Source organism: Streptomyces sp. NPDC090106, from assembly GCF_044747265.1.
Lineage (GTDB): Bacteria > Actinomycetota > Actinomycetes > Streptomycetales > Streptomycetaceae > Streptomyces.
Genome location: NZ_JBIVDS010000005.1, coordinates 14,857 through 31,462 on the forward strand (window position 1 = coordinate 14,857; position 16,606 = coordinate 31,462).

The 16,606-nt window shown below is 74.1% G+C and carries 14 protein-coding genes and 1 riboswitch; of the genes, 3 read left to right on the plus strand and 11 right to left on the minus strand.

Going from position 1 to position 16,606, the window contains the following annotated elements; translation table 11 throughout:
• Nucleotides 1–211: 211 nt before the first annotated feature.
• Nucleotides 212–604, plus strand: a complete 393-nt coding sequence (locus tag ACIPSE_RS17120) for a hypothetical protein (protein ID WP_401663179.1) — start codon at nt 212–214, stop codon at nt 602–604.
• 33 nt (nt 605–637) lie between these two features.
• On the opposite strand, the gene ACIPSE_RS17125 is transcribed toward ACIPSE_RS17120, so the two are convergent.
• On the minus strand, nt 638–1,312 hold the full coding sequence (locus tag ACIPSE_RS17125) for an O-methyltransferase (protein WP_401663181.1): 675 nt from the start codon (nt 1,310–1,312) through the stop codon (nt 638–640).
• Nucleotides 1,313–1,377: 65 nt separating this feature from the next.
• The gene (locus ACIPSE_RS17130) at nt 1,378–2,535 is read right to left on the minus strand and encodes a DUF2330 domain-containing protein (RefSeq protein ID WP_401663183.1); all 1,158 of its coding nucleotides are present in this window, start codon (nt 2,533–2,535) and stop codon (nt 1,378–1,380) included.
• Between the two features lie 360 nt (nt 2,536–2,895).
• On the opposite strand from ACIPSE_RS17130, the gene ACIPSE_RS17135 reads away from it, so the two are divergent.
• A complete protein-coding gene (locus ACIPSE_RS17135; RefSeq protein WP_401663185.1) occupies nt 2,896–4,971 on the plus strand; it encodes a bifunctional glycosyltransferase 87/phosphatase PAP2 family protein in 2,076 nt (691 codons plus the stop codon).
• 327 nt (nt 4,972–5,298) lie between these two features.
• Here ACIPSE_RS17135 and ACIPSE_RS17140 read toward each other — a convergent pair whose 3' ends face one another.
• Entirely contained in the window at nt 5,299–6,534 is a 1,236-nt protein-coding gene (locus ACIPSE_RS17140) for a cytochrome P450 (RefSeq protein ID WP_401663188.1), read from the minus strand.
• 252 nt (nt 6,535–6,786) lie between these two features.
• On the opposite strand from ACIPSE_RS17140, the gene ACIPSE_RS17145 reads away from it, so the two are divergent.
• Nucleotides 6,787–7,956 (plus strand): steroid 3-ketoacyl-CoA thiolase, encoded by a 1,170-nt coding sequence (locus tag ACIPSE_RS17145; RefSeq protein ID WP_401663190.1) that lies wholly within the window; start codon nt 6,787–6,789, stop codon nt 7,954–7,956.
• A 38-nt stretch (nt 7,957–7,994) separates the two neighbouring features.
• Here the strand turns inward: ACIPSE_RS17145 and ACIPSE_RS17150 are convergent, their stop codons facing one another.
• The 8 genes from ACIPSE_RS17150 to ACIPSE_RS17185 form a co-directional block, all read right to left on the minus strand.
• Entirely contained in the window at nt 7,995–8,672 is a 678-nt protein-coding gene (locus tag ACIPSE_RS17150) for a YoaK family protein (RefSeq protein WP_401663193.1), read from the minus strand.
• Nucleotides 8,673–8,774: 102 nt separating this feature from the next.
• Nucleotides 8,775–9,194, minus strand: coding sequence for a transglycosylase SLT domain-containing protein (locus tag ACIPSE_RS17155; RefSeq protein WP_401663195.1), 420 nt, complete (start codon nt 9,192–9,194; stop codon nt 8,775–8,777).
• 305 nt (nt 9,195–9,499) lie between these two features.
• Complete coding sequence (locus tag ACIPSE_RS17160; protein WP_401663198.1) at nt 9,500–10,294, minus strand: ECF transporter S component; 795 nt, start codon at nt 10,292–10,294, stop codon at nt 9,500–9,502.
• A complete protein-coding gene (locus ACIPSE_RS17165; RefSeq protein WP_401663200.1) occupies nt 10,291–12,234 on the minus strand; it encodes an ABC transporter ATP-binding protein in 1,944 nt (647 codons plus the stop codon). The genes ACIPSE_RS17160 and ACIPSE_RS17165 overlap by 4 nt, the downstream gene beginning before the upstream one ends.
• Entirely contained in the window at nt 12,231–13,322 is a 1,092-nt protein-coding gene (locus ACIPSE_RS17170) for a CbiQ family ECF transporter T component (RefSeq protein ID WP_401663203.1), read from the minus strand. Before ACIPSE_RS17170 ends, ACIPSE_RS17165 begins: the two co-directional genes overlap by 4 nt.
• Nucleotides 13,312–13,953, minus strand: coding sequence for an SCO2322 family protein (locus ACIPSE_RS17175; protein WP_401663206.1), 642 nt, complete (start codon nt 13,951–13,953; stop codon nt 13,312–13,314). The genes ACIPSE_RS17170 and ACIPSE_RS17175 overlap by 11 nt, the downstream gene beginning before the upstream one ends.
• On the minus strand, nt 13,950–15,179 hold the full coding sequence (locus ACIPSE_RS17180; protein ID WP_401663209.1) for a prenyltransferase/squalene oxidase repeat-containing protein: 1,230 nt from the start codon (nt 15,177–15,179) through the stop codon (nt 13,950–13,952). Before ACIPSE_RS17180 ends, ACIPSE_RS17175 begins: the two co-directional genes overlap by 4 nt.
• 118 nt (nt 15,180–15,297) lie before the next feature.
• Nucleotides 15,298–15,432, minus strand: a riboswitch (cobalamin riboswitch).
• A 75-nt stretch (nt 15,433–15,507) separates the two neighbouring features.
• Nucleotides 15,508–16,545, minus strand: coding sequence for an MBL fold metallo-hydrolase (locus tag ACIPSE_RS17185; RefSeq protein WP_401663211.1), 1,038 nt, complete (start codon nt 16,543–16,545; stop codon nt 15,508–15,510).
• Between the last annotated feature and the right edge of the window lie 61 nt (nt 16,546–16,606).

A 16,606-nucleotide genomic window follows, 5' to 3' on the forward strand; every position in this document is an offset into this window, starting at 1 on the left:
CGCCCGCTCCTGTCGGTTGATCGACGTCACCGCGTGTCCGCGTGTCCCGGATCCGAGCGGGGGATCCCCCTCTCGAACGGGACTCCCGGAGGCTTTCGCTCGGTCATGCGTCCATTGCGCCGGACGCGATGGGGCCGGGCGATTTATCATGCGGCGGCTGTGCATGGACACTTGCACAGGGATACGTCAGGAACTGCACAAGGGAGCTCACGTGCTCGAACTCACCATGGCCGCCGTCTCCGCGGCGGAGGAGGGTGCCACGGCCGGCATGCTCATGGCCGACGCGCCCAGCGAGCCGGGAGCCGTCCTGCGGGTGGGCCGCGACCAGAGCGTGTGCCGTCTCGCCACGCCCGACGACTGGCTGTTCGTCTCCCGGGTGCACCTGGAGTTCCTGTGCGGGCCCGAGGGCACCTGGCAGGTGACCTGGCTGCGCGGCTCCCAGGCCGAACCGTCCAGCGAGGTACGGCTCACCGTCGGCGAGTACGCCCAGCCGCTCACGTACGGCGGGACCGTCACGCTGCCCCGGGGCGGCAGCGGCGAGATCGTCGTCGTCGACCGCACCGCCCCGCGCAGCGTCAACGTGGGCTTCTACCACGAGTACTGAGCCCTGCGGCGAGCGTCCGGGAGCCCGCCGGGGCTAGGCGATCACGCGGGCCAGGGCGAAGCCGTCGTAGCCCTTGGCGCCCACCGTCTGGATCGCCGTCGCGCTCAGTCTCGGGTGCGTGCCGAGGAGTTCGATGGCCGCGCGGGTGCCCCGGACGTCGGGGGCGGTGTCGTCGGGGTCGGTGACCCGGCCGCCGCGCACCACGTTGTCGAGGACGATGAGGCTGCCCGGGCGGGTGAGCCGCAGGGCCCACTCGACGTACCGCGGGTTGTTGGCCTTGTCGGCGTCGACGAAGACCAGGTCGAAGGGGTCCGGGTGGTCGTCGGCCAGCCGGGGCAGGGACTCCAGGGCCGGGCCCACCCGCACCTCGGCCCGCTCGCCCAGGCCCGCGCGCGCGAGGTTGCGGACGGCGACCTCGGCGTGGCGCGGGTCGTACTCCAGGGAGACCAGGGTGCCGTCGTCGGGCAGCGCGCGGGCCAGCCAGATCGTGCTGTAGCCGCCGAGCGTGCCGATCTCCAGGATGTTCCGGGCGCCCTGGATCCGGGCGAGGAGGTGGAGCAGCTTGCCCTGGGGCGCGCTGACCGCGATGTGCGGGAGTCCGGCCGCCTCGCTGTCGCGCAGGGCTGCCGTCAGGATCTCGTCGTCGGGGGAGAGGTGCGAGGTGAAGTAGGCGTCCACGTCGTCCCAGAGCCGGGAGTCGTCGCTCATGCACACTGCCTTTCGTCCGGCTAGTTAGCTGCACTAACGAACGTATGCCGGTCCCGGTTCCGTTGTCAGGCGGATTTCGGGGGGTGCCGGGGGCGTGGCGGGATCACCGGGCCGCCGCCGTGCCGCGAGCGCCGCGGGCGTCGTACGACGAGCAGGGTGGCCGTGGTGGCCAGGGCGCCGCTGCCGCCGATCACCGTCAGCATCCACACCGGGACCCCGGCCACCTCGCGCAGCCGGTCCTCGTAGATCACCTGCCGGAAGGAGCTGTCCTCGGCCGCCCGGCGCAGCACGTGGTCCCCGGAGATCAGCGACGGCGTCGGGAACTCCTGGCCGATGGCCGTGAGGAACGGGGTGCCCTCGGTCAGCTCGGCCAGCGGGCCCGATGTCGCCCGGACGCGGCCCGCGAAGGTCACCCGGGGCCGGGAGCCGCCGATCCGGGAGGCGGGCTCCATGCGGTGCGCGGCCAGCACGTACAGGCCCAGGGACTGCGGGCCGGCGGCGAGCCGTGACAGCCGCATCGGGTAGACCGGACGGTCGGCGGCGAAGGACAGCCGCAGCGGGTCCAGGACGCCCCGGAGGGCGGTGCCCGCCGTCTCGGGGGCCAGCCGGACCGCCACGTACTCCCAGCGGCGCTCCACGTACGGCGCCAGGGCGCTGCTCAGCCGGGGCGGGAGGGCGAAGCCGTTGCCGCTCAGCCAGGTGCCGAGCGCGGCCGGGTCGGTGGCGGTCAGCTGCGCCACGTCGAAGGGGCCGAGCCGTCGGCGGCCCACGACGTCCACGGGCGGTCCGGCGCCCGGCGGGGGGCCGCCGACCGTGTCGGTGCCGCCGCCGGAGACCAGCGGCCAGTCGCCGTCCTGGGGCCAGAAGTGGTAGCGGGCGCGGTGCACGGGCGCGCTGGCCGCGTCCAGCTGGTCGAAGAGCTCCGGATCGCCCAGCGCGACCGTCGCCCTGCTCGGCACCGGCATCACCCAGGCCGCGCTGCTCGTGTCCCCCTCGACCGTCAGCCGCATCACGATCTGCTCCCGGTCGCCGTCCCAGCGCACCACCGACACCTCGCGGGCCACCCCGACCTGCCGGGCCGGGTCCGGGATCAGGGCGCCACAGCCGCACGCGTAGGCCGGGGCGACGAGCGAGCCGAGCTGGGTGGCGAGCAACGCCAGCACCACCGCGCCGAGGCGGCGGCGCCCGAGGCCCCGCAGCATGCCTCGCAGAAAACGGGCCATGTCCCCCTCCGCTGTACGGTCGCGGGCCTTCGGACGGTACGCCGGAGCATACGGTTCCGAGTTCCGTGCCTACGTACCGGATCCCTTTCGCGACCTTACGTAACTGTCCGAACGTCCTTACGTAGGTGATCGTCCGTGCGCTCAGTGGGCCTTGTCGCGGGCGAAGCAAGTCGGCACGCACTATCGTCTTCCGGACAAAAGGAGGGCGGCCGTCAGGTGAAGCGCGGGTGACCCGCGTCCTCTCCTGGGGGTGGTGCGGGCCGCACCCGGCTCGCCGCACCGCCCTCGCACACTTGAGCCCGAGTCGCTCAGGTGACACGTGTTACTCGTGTGACGATCGGGGCGGGAGGCCTACGAGGCGTGGCGAATGCGGAGCACAGCGGGCGACCGGCGCAGGCGTTCGGAGCGACAGCGGCCGAAGGGGCCGGGGCACGCCTGCGGGTGATCCGCCTCGGCCTCTGGCTCGTCGCCGCGATACTCGCCGTCAGACAGCTCGCCGTCGTGCTCGGCACCCCCAGCGGGGAGCGGCTGACCGCCCTGGAGACCTGGGTCGGCCCCGACGGCGTCCTGCACGTCAAGGGCTCGCTGTACGACTCCACGCTCTTCACCGGCACGCCCTTCGGCGGGCTCGTCCTCAAACCGCTGACCAGAGCCGCCGAACAGGCCCTCGGCTGGGGCTGGACCTTCGGCACGCTGCTGCTCGTCGCCGCGCTCGGCCTGATCGTCGCGCGCGCCCTGCCGCAGCCGGTGAGCCGCCGGACGTCCCTGCTGGCCGCGCCGGTCGCGATCAGCCTGCTGATGCTGTCGCTGCCGGTCCGCAACACGCTGTGGCTGGGCCAGACCAGCATCATCCCGGTGCTGCTGGTCCTGCTGGCCTGCTTCGTCGTGCGGGGGCAGCGCGCGAGCGGCCTCCTGATCGGTGTGGCCGCCGCCCTGCAACCGACCGTGCTGCTGTTCGCGGTGCTGCTGTGGTGCACCGGGCGGGGCCGGGCCGCGGTCTCCGCCGGGGCGGCCTTCGCCGGCTGCACCCTGCTCGCCTGGGCCGCGCTGCCGCACGACTCGTACACGTACTGGGTCCACCACGTGGCGGGCACCGGGCTGGGCGGCGCGGCCGACGGACTCGCCAACCAGTCCCTGCACGGGGCGCTGCTGCGGCTCGGCCTGTCGGGACCGGCCGAGGTCGCCTCCTTCCTCGCCCTCGGCGCGGCCGTCGCCGTGGTGGCGCTGCGCCGCGCGGTCCGCTACGCCCGCGACGGCCAGCTCCTGCCGGCCGTCGCGGTCACGGGCTGCGCGGCGATCCTGGTGTCGCCGACGGCCTGGCAGCACCAGCTGCTGTGGGTGCTGCTCGCGATGGCGGGACGGGTCGGCAGGCGGGCCTCCGACCGGTACGTGTGGCCGGTCGCCGTGGTGCTGGTGATGACCCTGCCGGCGCGGATGCTGCTGCCGAACATGGCCCAGCTCCAGCCGCTGCGCGACAACGCCGTCCTGCTGGCGGCGCTCGCCGCGGCGACCGCGGTGCCCTTCCTGCTGCGGACCTCGCCGTACTACGACGCGCCGGTCCCGGCCCGGTACGCCGAGCCGGTGCCGGCGCGGCTGCGCGGGGTGCCGCTGCTGCCGTGGCTGAAGCGGGTCCTGACCCGGCCCAACCTGCTCCTCGAACTGCTCCTCATCCGGGTCACCTACGCCGCCTACCAGAAGGTGCGGCTGGCGGCGACGGGCGGCAGCAACTCCGCCGGGCGGGCCCGCGCGGAGGCGCACGGCACGCAGATCCTCGACCTGGAGCGGTGGCTCCACATCGACATCGAGCACTGGGCCAACCACGCGATCGTCCGGGTCGGCTGGGCGCGCGACTTCTTCGACTTCTACTACGAGTCCTTCCACTTCGTGGTCCCGCTGACCGTCCTCGGCGTCCTGTACTGGCGCCGCCCGGTCGACTACCGCTGGGCGCGCGCCTCCCTGGGCTTCACCACGCTCCTGGCCCTGGTCGGCTTCTGGCTCTACCCGCTGGCCCCGCCGCGGCTGATGCCCGGACTCGGCGTCATCGACACGGTCCACGGCGTCCAGGACTTCTCCCAGCCGGACTACGGCACCCTGACCGCCCTCACCAACCAGTACGCCGCGATGCCTTCGCTGCACTTCGGCTGGTCCCTGTGGTGCGGCCTCGTCATCGCCCTGGTCGCCCCCAAGGTGTGGATGAAGGCCCTGGGGCTGCTGCACCCGCTGTTCACGGTCACCGCGATCGTCGTCACCGGCAACCACTGGGTGCTGGACGCGGCCGGCGGCGCGGCGGTCGTGGCCGCGGGCTTCGGCCTGGCGTACCTGTTCCAGGGGCCGCGGGCGCGCGGGGCGGGGCCGCGGGGCGGGAGCGGACCCGGGCCGCACGAGGGTGAGGCCGCGCGGGGCGCCGCCGGGAGCGCCGGTGAACGGGTTTCTTGACGGGCGGACGGACGAGCCGGCGGGCGGACCGGGAGGCGGCGGTCTCCTGGGGAAGCGGATGCGCTGGACGTGAGGGAGTCGGCGACAGCGGTTCTCGGGGCGGCCGGAGACCGGAGGCCGAGGGCCCGAGGGCCTGGGGGGGGGGAAGGGCCTCGGGGAAGCTGGTGACCGAGGACCTCGGTCCGGGTCGGAGCCGCCGGTCCGTGGCAGGGCGGAGCCGTGGAGCGTGGACCTCGGGGGAGGCAGGAACCGGGCGTAGGGACAGGGTGCTCCTGCCTCCCTCGGGACGGGCCGGCGGCGCCGGGAAGCCGCCGGCCCGGGACCGGGTCAGGCGATGCTCACCTGGAGTTCCTTCACGCCGTTGATCCAGGCGGAGCGCAGTCGGCGCGGGTCGCCGGTGAGCTTCAGGCCCGGCAGGGCGTCGGCGATGGCGTTGAAGATGAGGTCGATCTCCAGGACGGCCAGGGACTTGCCCAGGCAGAAGTGGGGGCCGCCCCCGCCGAAGCCGAGGTGGGGGTTGGGGTCGCGGGTGATGTCGAAGGCGTCCGGGTTCTCGAAGACCTCCGGGTCGTGGTTGGCGGAGGCGTAGAAGATGCCGACCCGCTCGCCCTTGCGGATCAGCTTGCCGCCCAGTTCGGTGTCCTGGGTCGCGGTGCGCTGGAAGGCGTTGACCGGGGCGGCCCAGCGGACGATCTCCTCCGCCGCCGTCGAGGGGCGCTCCGCCTTGTACAGCTCCCACTGGGCGGGGTGGGTGAGGAAGGCGTGCATGCCGTGGGTGATGGCGTTGCGGGTCGTCTCGTTGCCCGCGACCGCCAGCATCAGCACGAAGAAGCCGAACTCGTCCGAGGCCAGGTTGCCCTCGTCCTCGGCCGCCACCAGCGTCGTCACGATGTCCTTGGCCGGGCACTGCTTGCGCTCGGCGGCCATGTTCATGGCGTAGGCGATGAGTTCGACCGCCGACTGCTGGCCGACCTCCTCGGTGATCGCGTACTCGGGATCGTCGTAGGCGATCATCTTGTTCGACCAGTCGAAGATCTTGATCCTGTCGTCCTGCGGGATGCCGATGAGTTCGGCGATGGCCTGGAGGGGCAGTTCGCAGGCGATCTCGGTGACGAAGTCGAAGGAGCCGGAGTGCTCGCGGGCCTGGGCGGCGATGGCCCGGGCGCGGGAGCGGAGGTTGTCCTCCAGGGCGCGGATGGCGCGCGGGGTGAAGATCCGCTGCACGATGCCGCGCACCCGGGTGTGCTCGGGCGGGTCCATGTTCAGCAGGATCAGCCGCTGGGCGTCGATCGCGTCGCGCTCGATGTGCTCGTTGAAGCGGATGATCGCCGTGTTGACGGTGGAGGAGAACAACTCGGGGTGCGTCGACACGTACTTGACGTCCGCGTGCCGGGTCACCGCCCAGTAGCCCTCGTCCTGGAATCCCGCGACGTTGCCCGACTGCGGAATCCAGCGGACGGGTTCCACTTGGCGCAGCTCGGCGAACTCCGGCAGCGGTACGCGGTGTTGCAGCAGGTCGGGATCGGTGAGGTCGAACCCGTCGGGGAGCGCTGGACAGGGCATGGGCGGCTCCAGCCGTGTACTGGCGTGTACTGACTTGTACTGGCGTGTGCTGAGAGTCTTCTGACGGTCCATCAGGTCGTGCGGTGAACGTAGTAACGGGTTCTACAAGTGGCAAGAGGCGTGCACGACTCTTGCGGCGGCGGACTCGATGTCAGCAGACTGCCTATGGAACTAGAACACGTACTAGTTCCGCGTGGCGGGCCGGGCCGGGACGCCCCCGCGCCGCGCGGGTACGGAGGAGAGGAACTCCCCATGGCCGCGGAACCCGTGATCGTCGAAGCCGTACGTACTCCGATCGGCAGGCGCGGCGGCGCGCTCGCCAACCTCCACCCCGCCTATCTGCTGGGCGAGACCTACCGGGAACTGCTCGGCCGCACCGGCATCCCCGCCGACTGCGTCGAGCAGATCGTCAGCGGCACCGTGACCCACGCCGGCGAGCAGTCCATGAACCCCGCGCGGGTCGCCTGGCTGACGATGGGGCTGCCGTACGAGACGGCGGCGACGACCGTCGACTGCCAGTGCGGCTCCTCTCAGCAGGCCTCCCACATGACGGCGAACCTGATCACCGCCGGGGTGATCGACATCGGGATCTCCTGCGGCGTCGAGGCGATGTCCCGCGTGCCGCTCGGGTCGGGATCCAAGCACGGTCCGGGCAAGCCCTTCCCCGACGAGTGGAACGTGGACCTGCCCAACCAGTTCGAGGCCGCCGAACGCATCGCCCGCCACCGGGGCCTGACCCGGCGGGACGTCGACACGCTCGGGCTGCTCTCGCAGGAGCGTGCCGCCGTCGCCTGGAGCGAGGAGCGGTTCAAACGGGAGACCTTCGCCGTGCAGGTCCCCACCACCGAGGACGAGCAGCACGCCGGGCAGGGCATGTGGCGGCTCGTGGACCGGGACGAGGGGCTGCGCGACACGTCCATGGAGGCGCTGGCCGGTCTCAAGCCGGTCATGCCCACCGCCGTCCACACGGCGGGCAACTCCTCCCAGATCAGCGACGGGGCGGCAGCCGTCATGTGGGCGTCGAAGCGGATGGCGCGGGCGCTGAAGCTGCGCCCGAGGGCACGGATCGTGGCCCAGGCGCTGGTGGGCGCCGACCCGCACTTCCACCTCGACGGGCCGATCGACGCGACGCGCGCGGTGCTCGGCAAGGCCGGCATGTCGCTGAAGGACATCGACCTGGTCGAGATCAACGAGGCCTTCGCCTCCGTGGTGCTGAGCTGGGCGCGGGTCTTCGACCAGAACCTGGACAAGGTCAACGTCAACGGCGGCGGCATCGCCCTCGGCCACCCGGTCGGCGCGACCGGCGCCCGCCTCATCACCACGGCCCTGCACGAACTGGAGCGCACGGACAAGGAGTTCGCGCTCGTCACGATGTGCGCGGGGGGCGGACTGGCGACGGGCACCATCCTCCAGCGCCTGTAGCCCCGGCCGCGGGGCGAGGTGGCCGCCGTCCGCCGCGGCTACTCCCGCCCCGACGCCACCACGGCCAGTGCCGTCACCAGTGCCGCCGACACCAGGAGCGGCAGGGCCAGGCCGTGGTGGAGCACCAGCCAGGCGCCCGCCGCCGCGCCCGCGACCATCGCGGCCACCGCGCCGGTGCGGCGGGGGGAGCGGGTGCCGGAGCCGCCGCCCGCGCGGGAGTCGGCGGCGAGGCCGGTGAGGGTCATCGTGAGGACCGTCGTCGTCAGGTCGGCCACGCCCAGCCGTCGGACGGTGGCGTTGCGCAGACCCATGGCGAAGGCGGTGAGGGCGATGAGGGCGTACTCGGTGACGCCCGCGTCGGGGGCGCCGAACGCGATCGCGGCGCAGACGGCGAGGAGACCCGCCTCGGCGGCCAGGGTCACCCGGACCCAGGTGCGGCGCGCCCCCTTGCCCAGCCGGACCGAGGTCCGCCCGCCCGCCGCCGCGCCCACGACGAACGCGGCGAGCGAGGTCAGGGTGTGCGGCACCGAGAAGCCGGGCGCCCCGGCCGCCGCGAAGCCGAGCACCACGACGTTGCCGGTCATGTTCGCGGTGAAGACGTGCCCGAGGGCGAGATAGCTGACCGCGTCGATCAGTCCGCTGACGAAGGTCAGCACCAGCAGCACCGGCACCAGTCGCAGGCCCCGGTCGGTCTCGTTCTTCTCCCGCGCTTCCACCGGCCCAGTGGACCACGCCGGGGTGAGAGAACGGTCGTACGACGAAGGCGGCGCCCCCGGTCGGTCGGGGGCGCCGCCTGGCGCGGTCGCTGGAGGTCCGGCTCAGTACCAGCCGTTGGCCTGCCAGAAGTTCCAGGCGCCGACGGGGCTGCCGTAGCGCGAGTTCATGTAGTCGACGCCCCACTTGATCTGGGTCTTCGCGTTGGTCTTCCAGTCGGAACCGGCGGAGGCCATCTTCGAGCCGGGCAGGGCCTGGACCAGGCCGTAGGCGCCGGAGGAGGCGTTGGTGGCGCTGACGTTCCAGCCGCTCTCGTGCTCGACGATCTTGCTGAACGCGTTGTACTGCGCGGTGTTCGGGATCAGCTGGTGGGCGATGCTCTTGGCCTGCGCGGCGGAGGTGGTGGTCGCCGCCTGAGCGGGCGCCGCGGTCAGCACCAGGCCGGCGGTGGCGGCGGCCATCGCGGCGGTGGTGATGGCCTTCTTCGGGGAAGCGATGCGGCGAACGATGCGGGAGACGGACACGGAGAACCTTTTCTTCGGGGACATGGCCGTCGCGTGCACATCCCCGGATCGAGCGGGGGGACATGCCGCGGCGCCGATGCCCGGGGGGCGGGTCGGCGCCGTGCGACGTCCTCCAGACAAACAGGCTCGGAGCCCGTCCGCAATGACCCCTTTTACTAGTTGTGGTCGCATTCGGGGTTGGAGAGGAGCGTGTGACCTGGCTCTCAAAGCGCAGGTCAGAGGCGGTTATGGCATGCCCATGGCGTCCGAAATGCCCTACTAGGTCAGATAGTTTGTGATGTGGGTCATGTGGGTCGGTTCACCGCTCAACGAGGTTCGAATGTGACCGCGGTCTCGAAGGCGGCCCGCCGGGTCGCTCTGCGCAACGCCCTGAGCACGGCGGGCCCCACGAGGAAGGTGAGGAGCACCGTGCACAGCGCCCGGCCCAGGTCCCAGCCCAGGGAGGTGGCCAGGCAGTACAGGACGAAGCGGGCCAGGTTCGCGTGCACCGGGTCCTCCGGGGCGAACGCGATGGACGAGGCGTTGCCCGCCATGAACGGCCAGCCCGCCAGGTTGGTGACCGTGCCGTAGGCGAACGCCGCGAGGAAGCCGTACCCCGCCAGCAGCAGGAGCTCCGCCCGGCCCCGTACCGCCCGCGGCAGCAGCCCCGCCCCCATCGCGAACCAGCCCATCGCCAGCATCTGGAACGGCATCCACGGACCCACCCCGCCCGTCAGCAGCGCCGACGCGAACATCGACACCCCGCCGAGGGTGAAGCCGAACCCGGGACCGAGCACGCGCCCGCTCAGCACCATCAGGAAGAACATCGGCTCGATGCCCGCGGTCCCCGCCCCCAGCGGACGCAGCGCGGCACCGGTCGCGGCCAGCACCCCCAGCATCGCCACCGCCTTCGGGCCGAGCCCCGACTCCGAGATCGTCGCCGCGACCACCACGACCAGCAGGAGCAGGAGCGCCGCGAACAGCCAGGGCGCGTCCGTGGAGTGCGCGGTGACCTGCGCGCCCGGCGCGGCCAGGAACGGCCAGCCCAGCGCGGCCACCCCGACCGCGCTGACCAGCAGCAGCGCGGCCACCGAGCGCGGGCCCAGACGGATCGCGCTCATCGCCGCACCCACGCCTCGCGCACCTGGGCCACCGTGAGCCACGGCTGCGGGGCCAGGATCTTGCTGACCTGCGGGGCGAAGGACGGGGAGGCCACGACGACGTCCGCCGCCGGGCCGTCCGCGATCACCTCTCCCTCCGCGAGCAGGACGACCCGGTGCGCGATCTCCGCCGCCAGCTCCACGTCGTGCGTGGCGAGGACGATCGCGTGCCCGTCCGCCGCCAGCGCGCGCAGGATCTCCACCAGCCGCGCCTTCGCCGCGTAGTCCAGACCCCGGGTCGGCTCGTCGAGCAGGAGCAGCGGCGGGCGGGCGGTGAGGACGACGGCCAGCGCGAGCGCGAGGCGCTGCCCCTCGGAGAGGTCACGCGGGTGCGTGTCGTCCCGCACGTCCGGCAGGAGGTCCGAGACCAGGGCGCGGCAGGTGCCGGGGGCCGCCCCGCCGTCCTCGTCGGCCGACGCGCACTCGGCGGCGACCGTCTCCGCGTACAGCAGGTCCCGGGGTTCCTGGGGGACCAGGCCCACGCGGCGCACGAGCTCGCGGGGCGGAGTGCGGTGGGGGACGGCGCCGGAGACGCGGACCGTGCCGGAGGTGGGGGCGACCAGGCCGACCAGCGTGTTCAGGAGGGTGGACTTGCCCGCGCCGTTGCGGCCCATGAGCGCGATCGTCTCGCCCGGGGCGATGGTGAGGGTGACGTCCGTGAGGGCCCGGACGCGGTCCCGGCGCACGGAGAGGGTCCGCGTCTCCGCGATGAGCGCGGCGGTGACCGGGGCGGGGGGTGCGGGTCTGCGGAACCAGCGGCGTGGCGGCCGGGGGGAGGCGGAGGCGGAGGCCGGGGCGCCCGCCCCCACCGGCCCGATACCACCCCGCCCGCCGGTGCCGCCGGTGCGGCCGGGCTGGCCGGCGCGTCCCGTGCCGTCCGTGCCGCCTGTCCGGCCACGCTCGCCCGTGCTGCCGGTGCCGCCCGTCCGGCCAGGCTTGCCCGTGCTGCCGGTGCGTCCTGTCCCGCCGGTGCTGCCCGTGCGGCCGGGCTGGCCGGTGTGCTGTGTGCGGCCGGGCTCGCCGGTGCCGCTGGTGCAGCCCGGCCCGCCACGCTCGTCCGTGTCCTGTGGCTGCCCGCGGTCCGGTGCGGACAGCCGGTCCCGCATCCCCGCCGCCCGCCGCCGCGCGTCCCGCACCGTCAGCGGCAGCGGGGACCAGCCCGCCAGCCGGCCCAGGTCCACCACCGGCGGGTACACCGGGGAGACGGCCATGATCTCGGCCGGGGTGCCCAGGACCGGCGCGGCGCCGGGGGCCGGGAGGAGGGCGAGGCGGTCCGCGTACTGGACGACGCGTTCGAGGCGGTGCTCGGCCAGCAGGACGGTCGTGCCGAGGTCGTGGACGAGGCGTTGCAGGACGGCGAGGACCTCCTCGGCCGCCGCCGGGTCCAGCGCGGAGGTCGGTTCGTCCAGGACCAGGACACGGGGGTGCGGGGTGAGGACCGAGCCGATCGCGACCCGCTGCCGCTGACCTCCCGAGAGGGTGGCTATGGAACGGCGGCGCAGATCGGCGAGGCCGAGGAGGTCCAGGGTCTCCTCCACCCGGCGCCGCATGACGGCCGGGGCCAGCCCCAGCGACTCCATGCCGTAGGCGAGTTCGTCCTCCACGGTGTCCGTCACGAAGTGCGCGAGCGGGTCCTGTCCCACCGTGCCCACCACGTCGGCCAGTTCGCGCGGCCGGTGGGTGCGGGTGTCCCGGCCGGCCACCGTGACCCGGCCGCGCAGGGTGCCGCCGGTGAAGTGCGGGACGAGACCGCTGACGGCCCCCAGGATCGTCGACTTGCCCGTGCCGGACGGGCCGACGAGCAGGACGAGTTCACCCTCCGGCACCTCGAAGTCCACGCCCTGGACGGCGGGTTCGGGCGCGCCGTCGTAGCGCACGGAGACGTCCTCGAAGCGGATCACGGTCGGTCCTCCGGGGCCGGGGTGACGAAGGCGGGCAGCAGCCCCAGCAGGACGGCCGCCGCCGGCCACAGGGGCAGGGCGGGCGCGGTCAGCGGGATCACACCCGGGTGCAGGGCGGCGGGATCGCGGACCGAGGCCAGGACCGTCAGGGCCGCCACGGCCAGGCCCGACCCGGCGACCAGCCACGCGCGCGTGCCCCACGGGTCCGGCCGGTACCGGGTGCGCGGGGTGCGCCGCCCCCCGAGCCGCAGGCCCACCAGGGCGGCGGCCACCCCGAGCAGCAGCACCGGCAGCCCGTACGTGCCGCCGGCGGCGGTCAGCAGCCCGTACGTGCCCGCGCACACGCCGAGCAGCCCGCCGAGGACGAGGACACCGGTCGTACGGCGCACCGCGGGCGGGACGTCGGCGCTGCGGCCGTACCCGCGCGCGTCCATCGCGGCGGCGAGGGCGACCGAGCGTTCCAGTGCGCCTTCCAGGACGGGCAGGCCCACCTGGAGCAGGCCCCGCAAGCCGCTGTCGGGCCGGCCCCGCAACCGGCGTGCGGCGCGCAGGCGTTGGACGTCGGCGATCAGGTTCGGCGCGAAGGTCAGCGCCACGACCACCGCCACGCCCATCTCGTACAGGGCGCCGGGCAGGGACTTCAGGAGCCGGGTCGGGCTCGCGAGGGCGTTCGCCGCGCCGACGCAGACCAGGAGGGTGGCCAGCTTCAGCCCGTCGTAGAACGCGAAGGTGAGCGTCTCGGCGGTGACCCGGCCGCCCAGCCGGATGCCCTGCGCCCAGGCGGGGAGCGGGACTTCGGGCAGCGTGACGATCACATGCGTGCCCGGCAGCGGTGAGCCGAGGGTGACGGCGAAGACGAGACGGATGAGCAGGACGGCGAGGGCCAGCTTCACGAACGCGCCGTAGGAGCGGGCCCAGGGGGCGTCGGGGCGGCGGGCCGCGACCACGTACCCGGAGGTCGCCATGAGGAGGGCGAGCAGCAGCGGGTTGGTGGTGCGGGTCGCCGCGACGCCGAGGGACAGGGCCCAGAGCCACCAGGCCCCGGGGTGCGGGGAGTCGGGCGCGGGCCGCCGCGGCTCAGCGGGCATGTCTGCGACGCCTCGCCTGCCACACCGCCGCCCCGCCCAGCACCGCCACCGCCGCGACGCCCGCGAACAGGCCCACGGACGGGCCGGGTTCCTCCGACGCGGCCTTCTTCCGGTCGGTCCTGTCGCCGTCCTGGTGCGCCACCTGCTCGCCGCAGCCCGACTCCGGGTACCCGGAGATCGCGCACAGCAGGGCGTTGGTGTCGTAGCGCAGGGGCTTCGCGACCGAGGCGAGGGCCTCCGCGGTCGTCGCGTCCTCGGCCACCGACGCGCACGCGGTGCGGAGCGCGGGCGGGGTCTCGCCCGCCGGGGCGTCCGCCGCCGTACCGAAGTCGAGGACGAGCGCGACGCGCTTGCGGCCGTCCCGCGCGGGGGTGTCCGCGCAGAGGTCCGCGAAGTCCGCCGTGCGCGGTGTCGTCGCCTCGGAGGAGTCCTCGCTGACCGCGAACCGGAAGCCCTGGACGTCGCCGTCGGACGGCACGGCGGTCGCCGGGCCCTGGGTCGCGTACGTCCAGGCGGTGCCGGCGCGGTCCCAGAACGACCAGTAGCGGTAGCCGGTGGCCTGGGCCGCCTGGGCGGCGCCGGTCACGAGGACGAGCGCGGCCAGGACGGGTGCGAGGACCCGGCGGATCACGGCTGCCGCTTCCTGGTGCGCCCGCTGAGGAGGAAGCCGATGCCGATGCCGCCGACGAGTCCGACGCCGACGATCCACCAGACGCCGACGCCCCCGCCGTCCTCGTCCTCCTTCTTGTCCTTCTCCTTGTCCCCGGCGGCGCCGGTCCCCTTCGCGGCGGGCACGCTCGCCGGCTTCGGGCCGGTCGCGTCGAGCAGCGCGATCAGGTCCTCGCCGCCGAAGGCGCGCGGGTCCAGGCCGGCGGCGCGGGCGGCGAAGACGAGCTGGGCGTAGGCGGCGGGGCCGCTCTGCCCGGCCCATTCGAGGGAGTTGGCCGCGAGCCAGCGGGCGGAGGCGGCGGCCTCGCTCGTGAAGCCGGCGGCGGACAGGGCGACGACCGCGTCGGCGGTGTTGCCGAAGTCCGGCTGGTCCTCGGAGCCGGGCAGCGCCGACATGAGGTGGGCGTCCTCGCCCATCGCGCCGACGAGGTACGCGGCGCCGTTGCGGGCGGCCCGCGTGAGGTCGCCGGGCTTCGCGCAGGACGTGGAGGCCTGGTCGGCGCCGGGCACCACGGCCCCCGGCTGTCCGCCGAAGGCGCTCAGCACGGCCGCGGCCGTGGCGTCCGCGTTGGCGGTGAGCTCGCCCTTCTTGCCGGGCTGGTAGGCGAAGGCGCCCGCGCCGTCGCCCGTGCAGGGCAGGGCGAGCTCCAGCAGGGCGTCCGAGGGGGTGTGCCCGTCCTTCTCGACCTCCGTGACCGACCGTCCGGCGGAGCGGAACGCGCCGATGACGACGGACGTGGAGTTCGCGTCGCTGGCCCCGCCCTCGGTGTAGCCCCAGCCGCCGTCGGTGTTCTGGACCGACCGCAGCCAGGCGAGGGCCTTGGACACCGCCTTGTCGTTCCCGGCGAGGGCCTGCGCCGCGACGGCCGTGCTGTTGGTGTCGACCATGACCTTCGCGTCGCACGCCTGGGCGGGGTCGGCGCGGAACGCGGGGAAGGCGCCGTTCGCGCACTGCTGGCCGACGAGCCAGTCCACCGCCGTCGCGGCCGGCTCGACACCCTGCTCCCGCTGCGCGAGCAGGGTCAGCGACTGCCGCCACACGCCGTCGTACGTCGGGTCCGCCGAGCCGTACAGGCCGTCCGGGACGGCTGTGGAGGGCGAGGGGGAGGGGGACGCGGCCACGGCCGGGGCGGCCGTGGCGAGCACGGCGGTGGCGGCCAGGGCCGCGGCGCTGCGGCGGACGTTCATGATCGGCGGATGCCTCTCCCTGCGGGGGAGCCGGGCAGCACGGGACGACCCCGGGCGGCTCGGCCCCGTAGACCTCGACGGTGCCGTGCGCCGGCCGGTTGCCGACGCGCGTGAGCCGGTCATGAGCACCGCACGGGGCGATCCGGCTCGCCGCCCCTGGTTCGCGGGCGGCTCACGGTTGCGGGTCAGCGCCGGAATTGCACCGGCTTTCCCCCGTACGGGTGTGATGACGACCCGGTCACTGTACCGGGCCGTGCCGACGCGCCTGGGAGCCCCCTGTGAGCGGGCCCCGGAGGCACGGCTTCGGGTAGGTGCGCGCCCGGTGCCCTCACACCGCCACGTACGTCACCGGGTCGCTCCCCGCGACCGCCTCCGCGCGGCCCAGTTTGACCAGGCGGCGGACGTGGGCCTCCGCCTCCGAGACGGCGATGGTGCGTGAGGCGTAGGGGATGTCGGACCAGGGGCGGTTCCACTCCATGCGCTCGGCCAGCTGCCAGGGGGTGAGGGGCCGGGCCAGGAGGGTGTGCAGGCCGGTGAGGCGTTCCTCGTGGTGGGCGAGCAACTCCCGTACGCGGGACGGGGCGTCGGGGAAGGCGTGCTGGTGGGCGGGGAGCACCTCGGCGGGGGCGAGGCGGCCGACGCGTTCCAGGGAGTCGAGGTAGTCGCCGAGGGGGTCGGTGACGGTGGCGTCGTCGGGGTCCTCGTAGAGGCCGATGTGCGGGGTGATCTCGGGCAGCAGGTGGTCGCCGGAGAACAGGCGCCCGTTGCCGGGGAGCCGTTCCGGGTGGTCCTCCTCCAGGTGCAGGCAGACATGGCCCGGCGTGTGGCCCGGGGTCCAGATCGCGCGCAGCCGCCGGCCGGGCAGCGGCAGCGTCTCGCCGGGGACGATCTCGCGGTCGGGCAGGGCGGGGGAGAAGCCGGGGAGGCGGCGCGGGCGGGGCGAGCGCAGGGGCGCGATGTGCTCCTCCGGGGCGCCGGCGGCCGTCAGCTTCGCGGTCATGTAGGTGTACCAGCGCTCGGACCGGGTCTCGCGGGTGCGGCGGACGATGGCGGCGTCGGCCTCGTGCATCGCGATCCAGGCGCCGGAGGCGTCCCGCACCTTGCCGGACAGGCCGTGGTGGTCGGGGTGGTGGTGGGTGATCACCACGCCGTGGATCTCGCCGGGCGCGGTGCCGCACGCGGCGAGACCGGCCGCGAGGGTGTCCCAGGACGCGGGGTCGTCCCAGCCCGTGTCGATCAGCACCGGACCCCGGTCGGTGTCGACGACGTAGACGAGTGTGTGGCCGAGCGGGTTGTCCGGGATGGGGACCCTGAGGGACCGGACACCCCCACCGTGGTCGCCGACCGTGGGCCTGGGCTGTGACATGGGTTCCCCCGTCTCCGCGTTCCCGTCACTATAACTAGAACGGGTTCCTGTGGGAGCCCCA

What these genes read in the sequence shown, in the direction of transcription:
- ACIPSE_RS17125 (WP_401663181.1), bottom strand. Translation starts at nt 1,312, where the DNA reads ATGAGCGACGACTCCCGGCTCTGGGACGACGTGGACGCCTACTTCACC.
- ACIPSE_RS17130 (WP_401663183.1), bottom strand. Translation starts at nt 2,535, where the DNA reads ATGGCCCGTTTTCTGCGAGGCATGCTGCGGGGCCTCGGGCGCCGCCGC.
- ACIPSE_RS17140 (WP_401663188.1), bottom strand. Translation starts at nt 6,534, where the DNA reads ATGCCCTGTCCAGCGCTCCCCGACGGGTTCGACCTCACCGATCCCGAC.
- ACIPSE_RS17145 (WP_401663190.1), top strand. Translation starts at nt 6,787, where the DNA reads ATGGCCGCGGAACCCGTGATCGTCGAAGCCGTACGTACTCCGATCGGC.
- ACIPSE_RS17160 (WP_401663198.1), bottom strand. Translation starts at nt 10,294, where the DNA reads ATGAGCGCGATCCGTCTGGGCCCGCGCTCGGTGGCCGCGCTGCTGCTG.
- ACIPSE_RS17170 (WP_401663203.1), bottom strand. Translation starts at nt 13,322, where the DNA reads ATGCCCGCTGAGCCGCGGCGGCCCGCGCCCGACTCCCCGCACCCCGGG.
- ACIPSE_RS17180 (WP_401663209.1), bottom strand. Translation starts at nt 15,179, where the DNA reads ATGAACGTCCGCCGCAGCGCCGCGGCCCTGGCCGCCACCGCCGTGCTC.
- ACIPSE_RS17185 (WP_401663211.1), bottom strand. Translation starts at nt 16,545, where the DNA reads ATGTCACAGCCCAGGCCCACGGTCGGCGACCACGGTGGGGGTGTCCGG.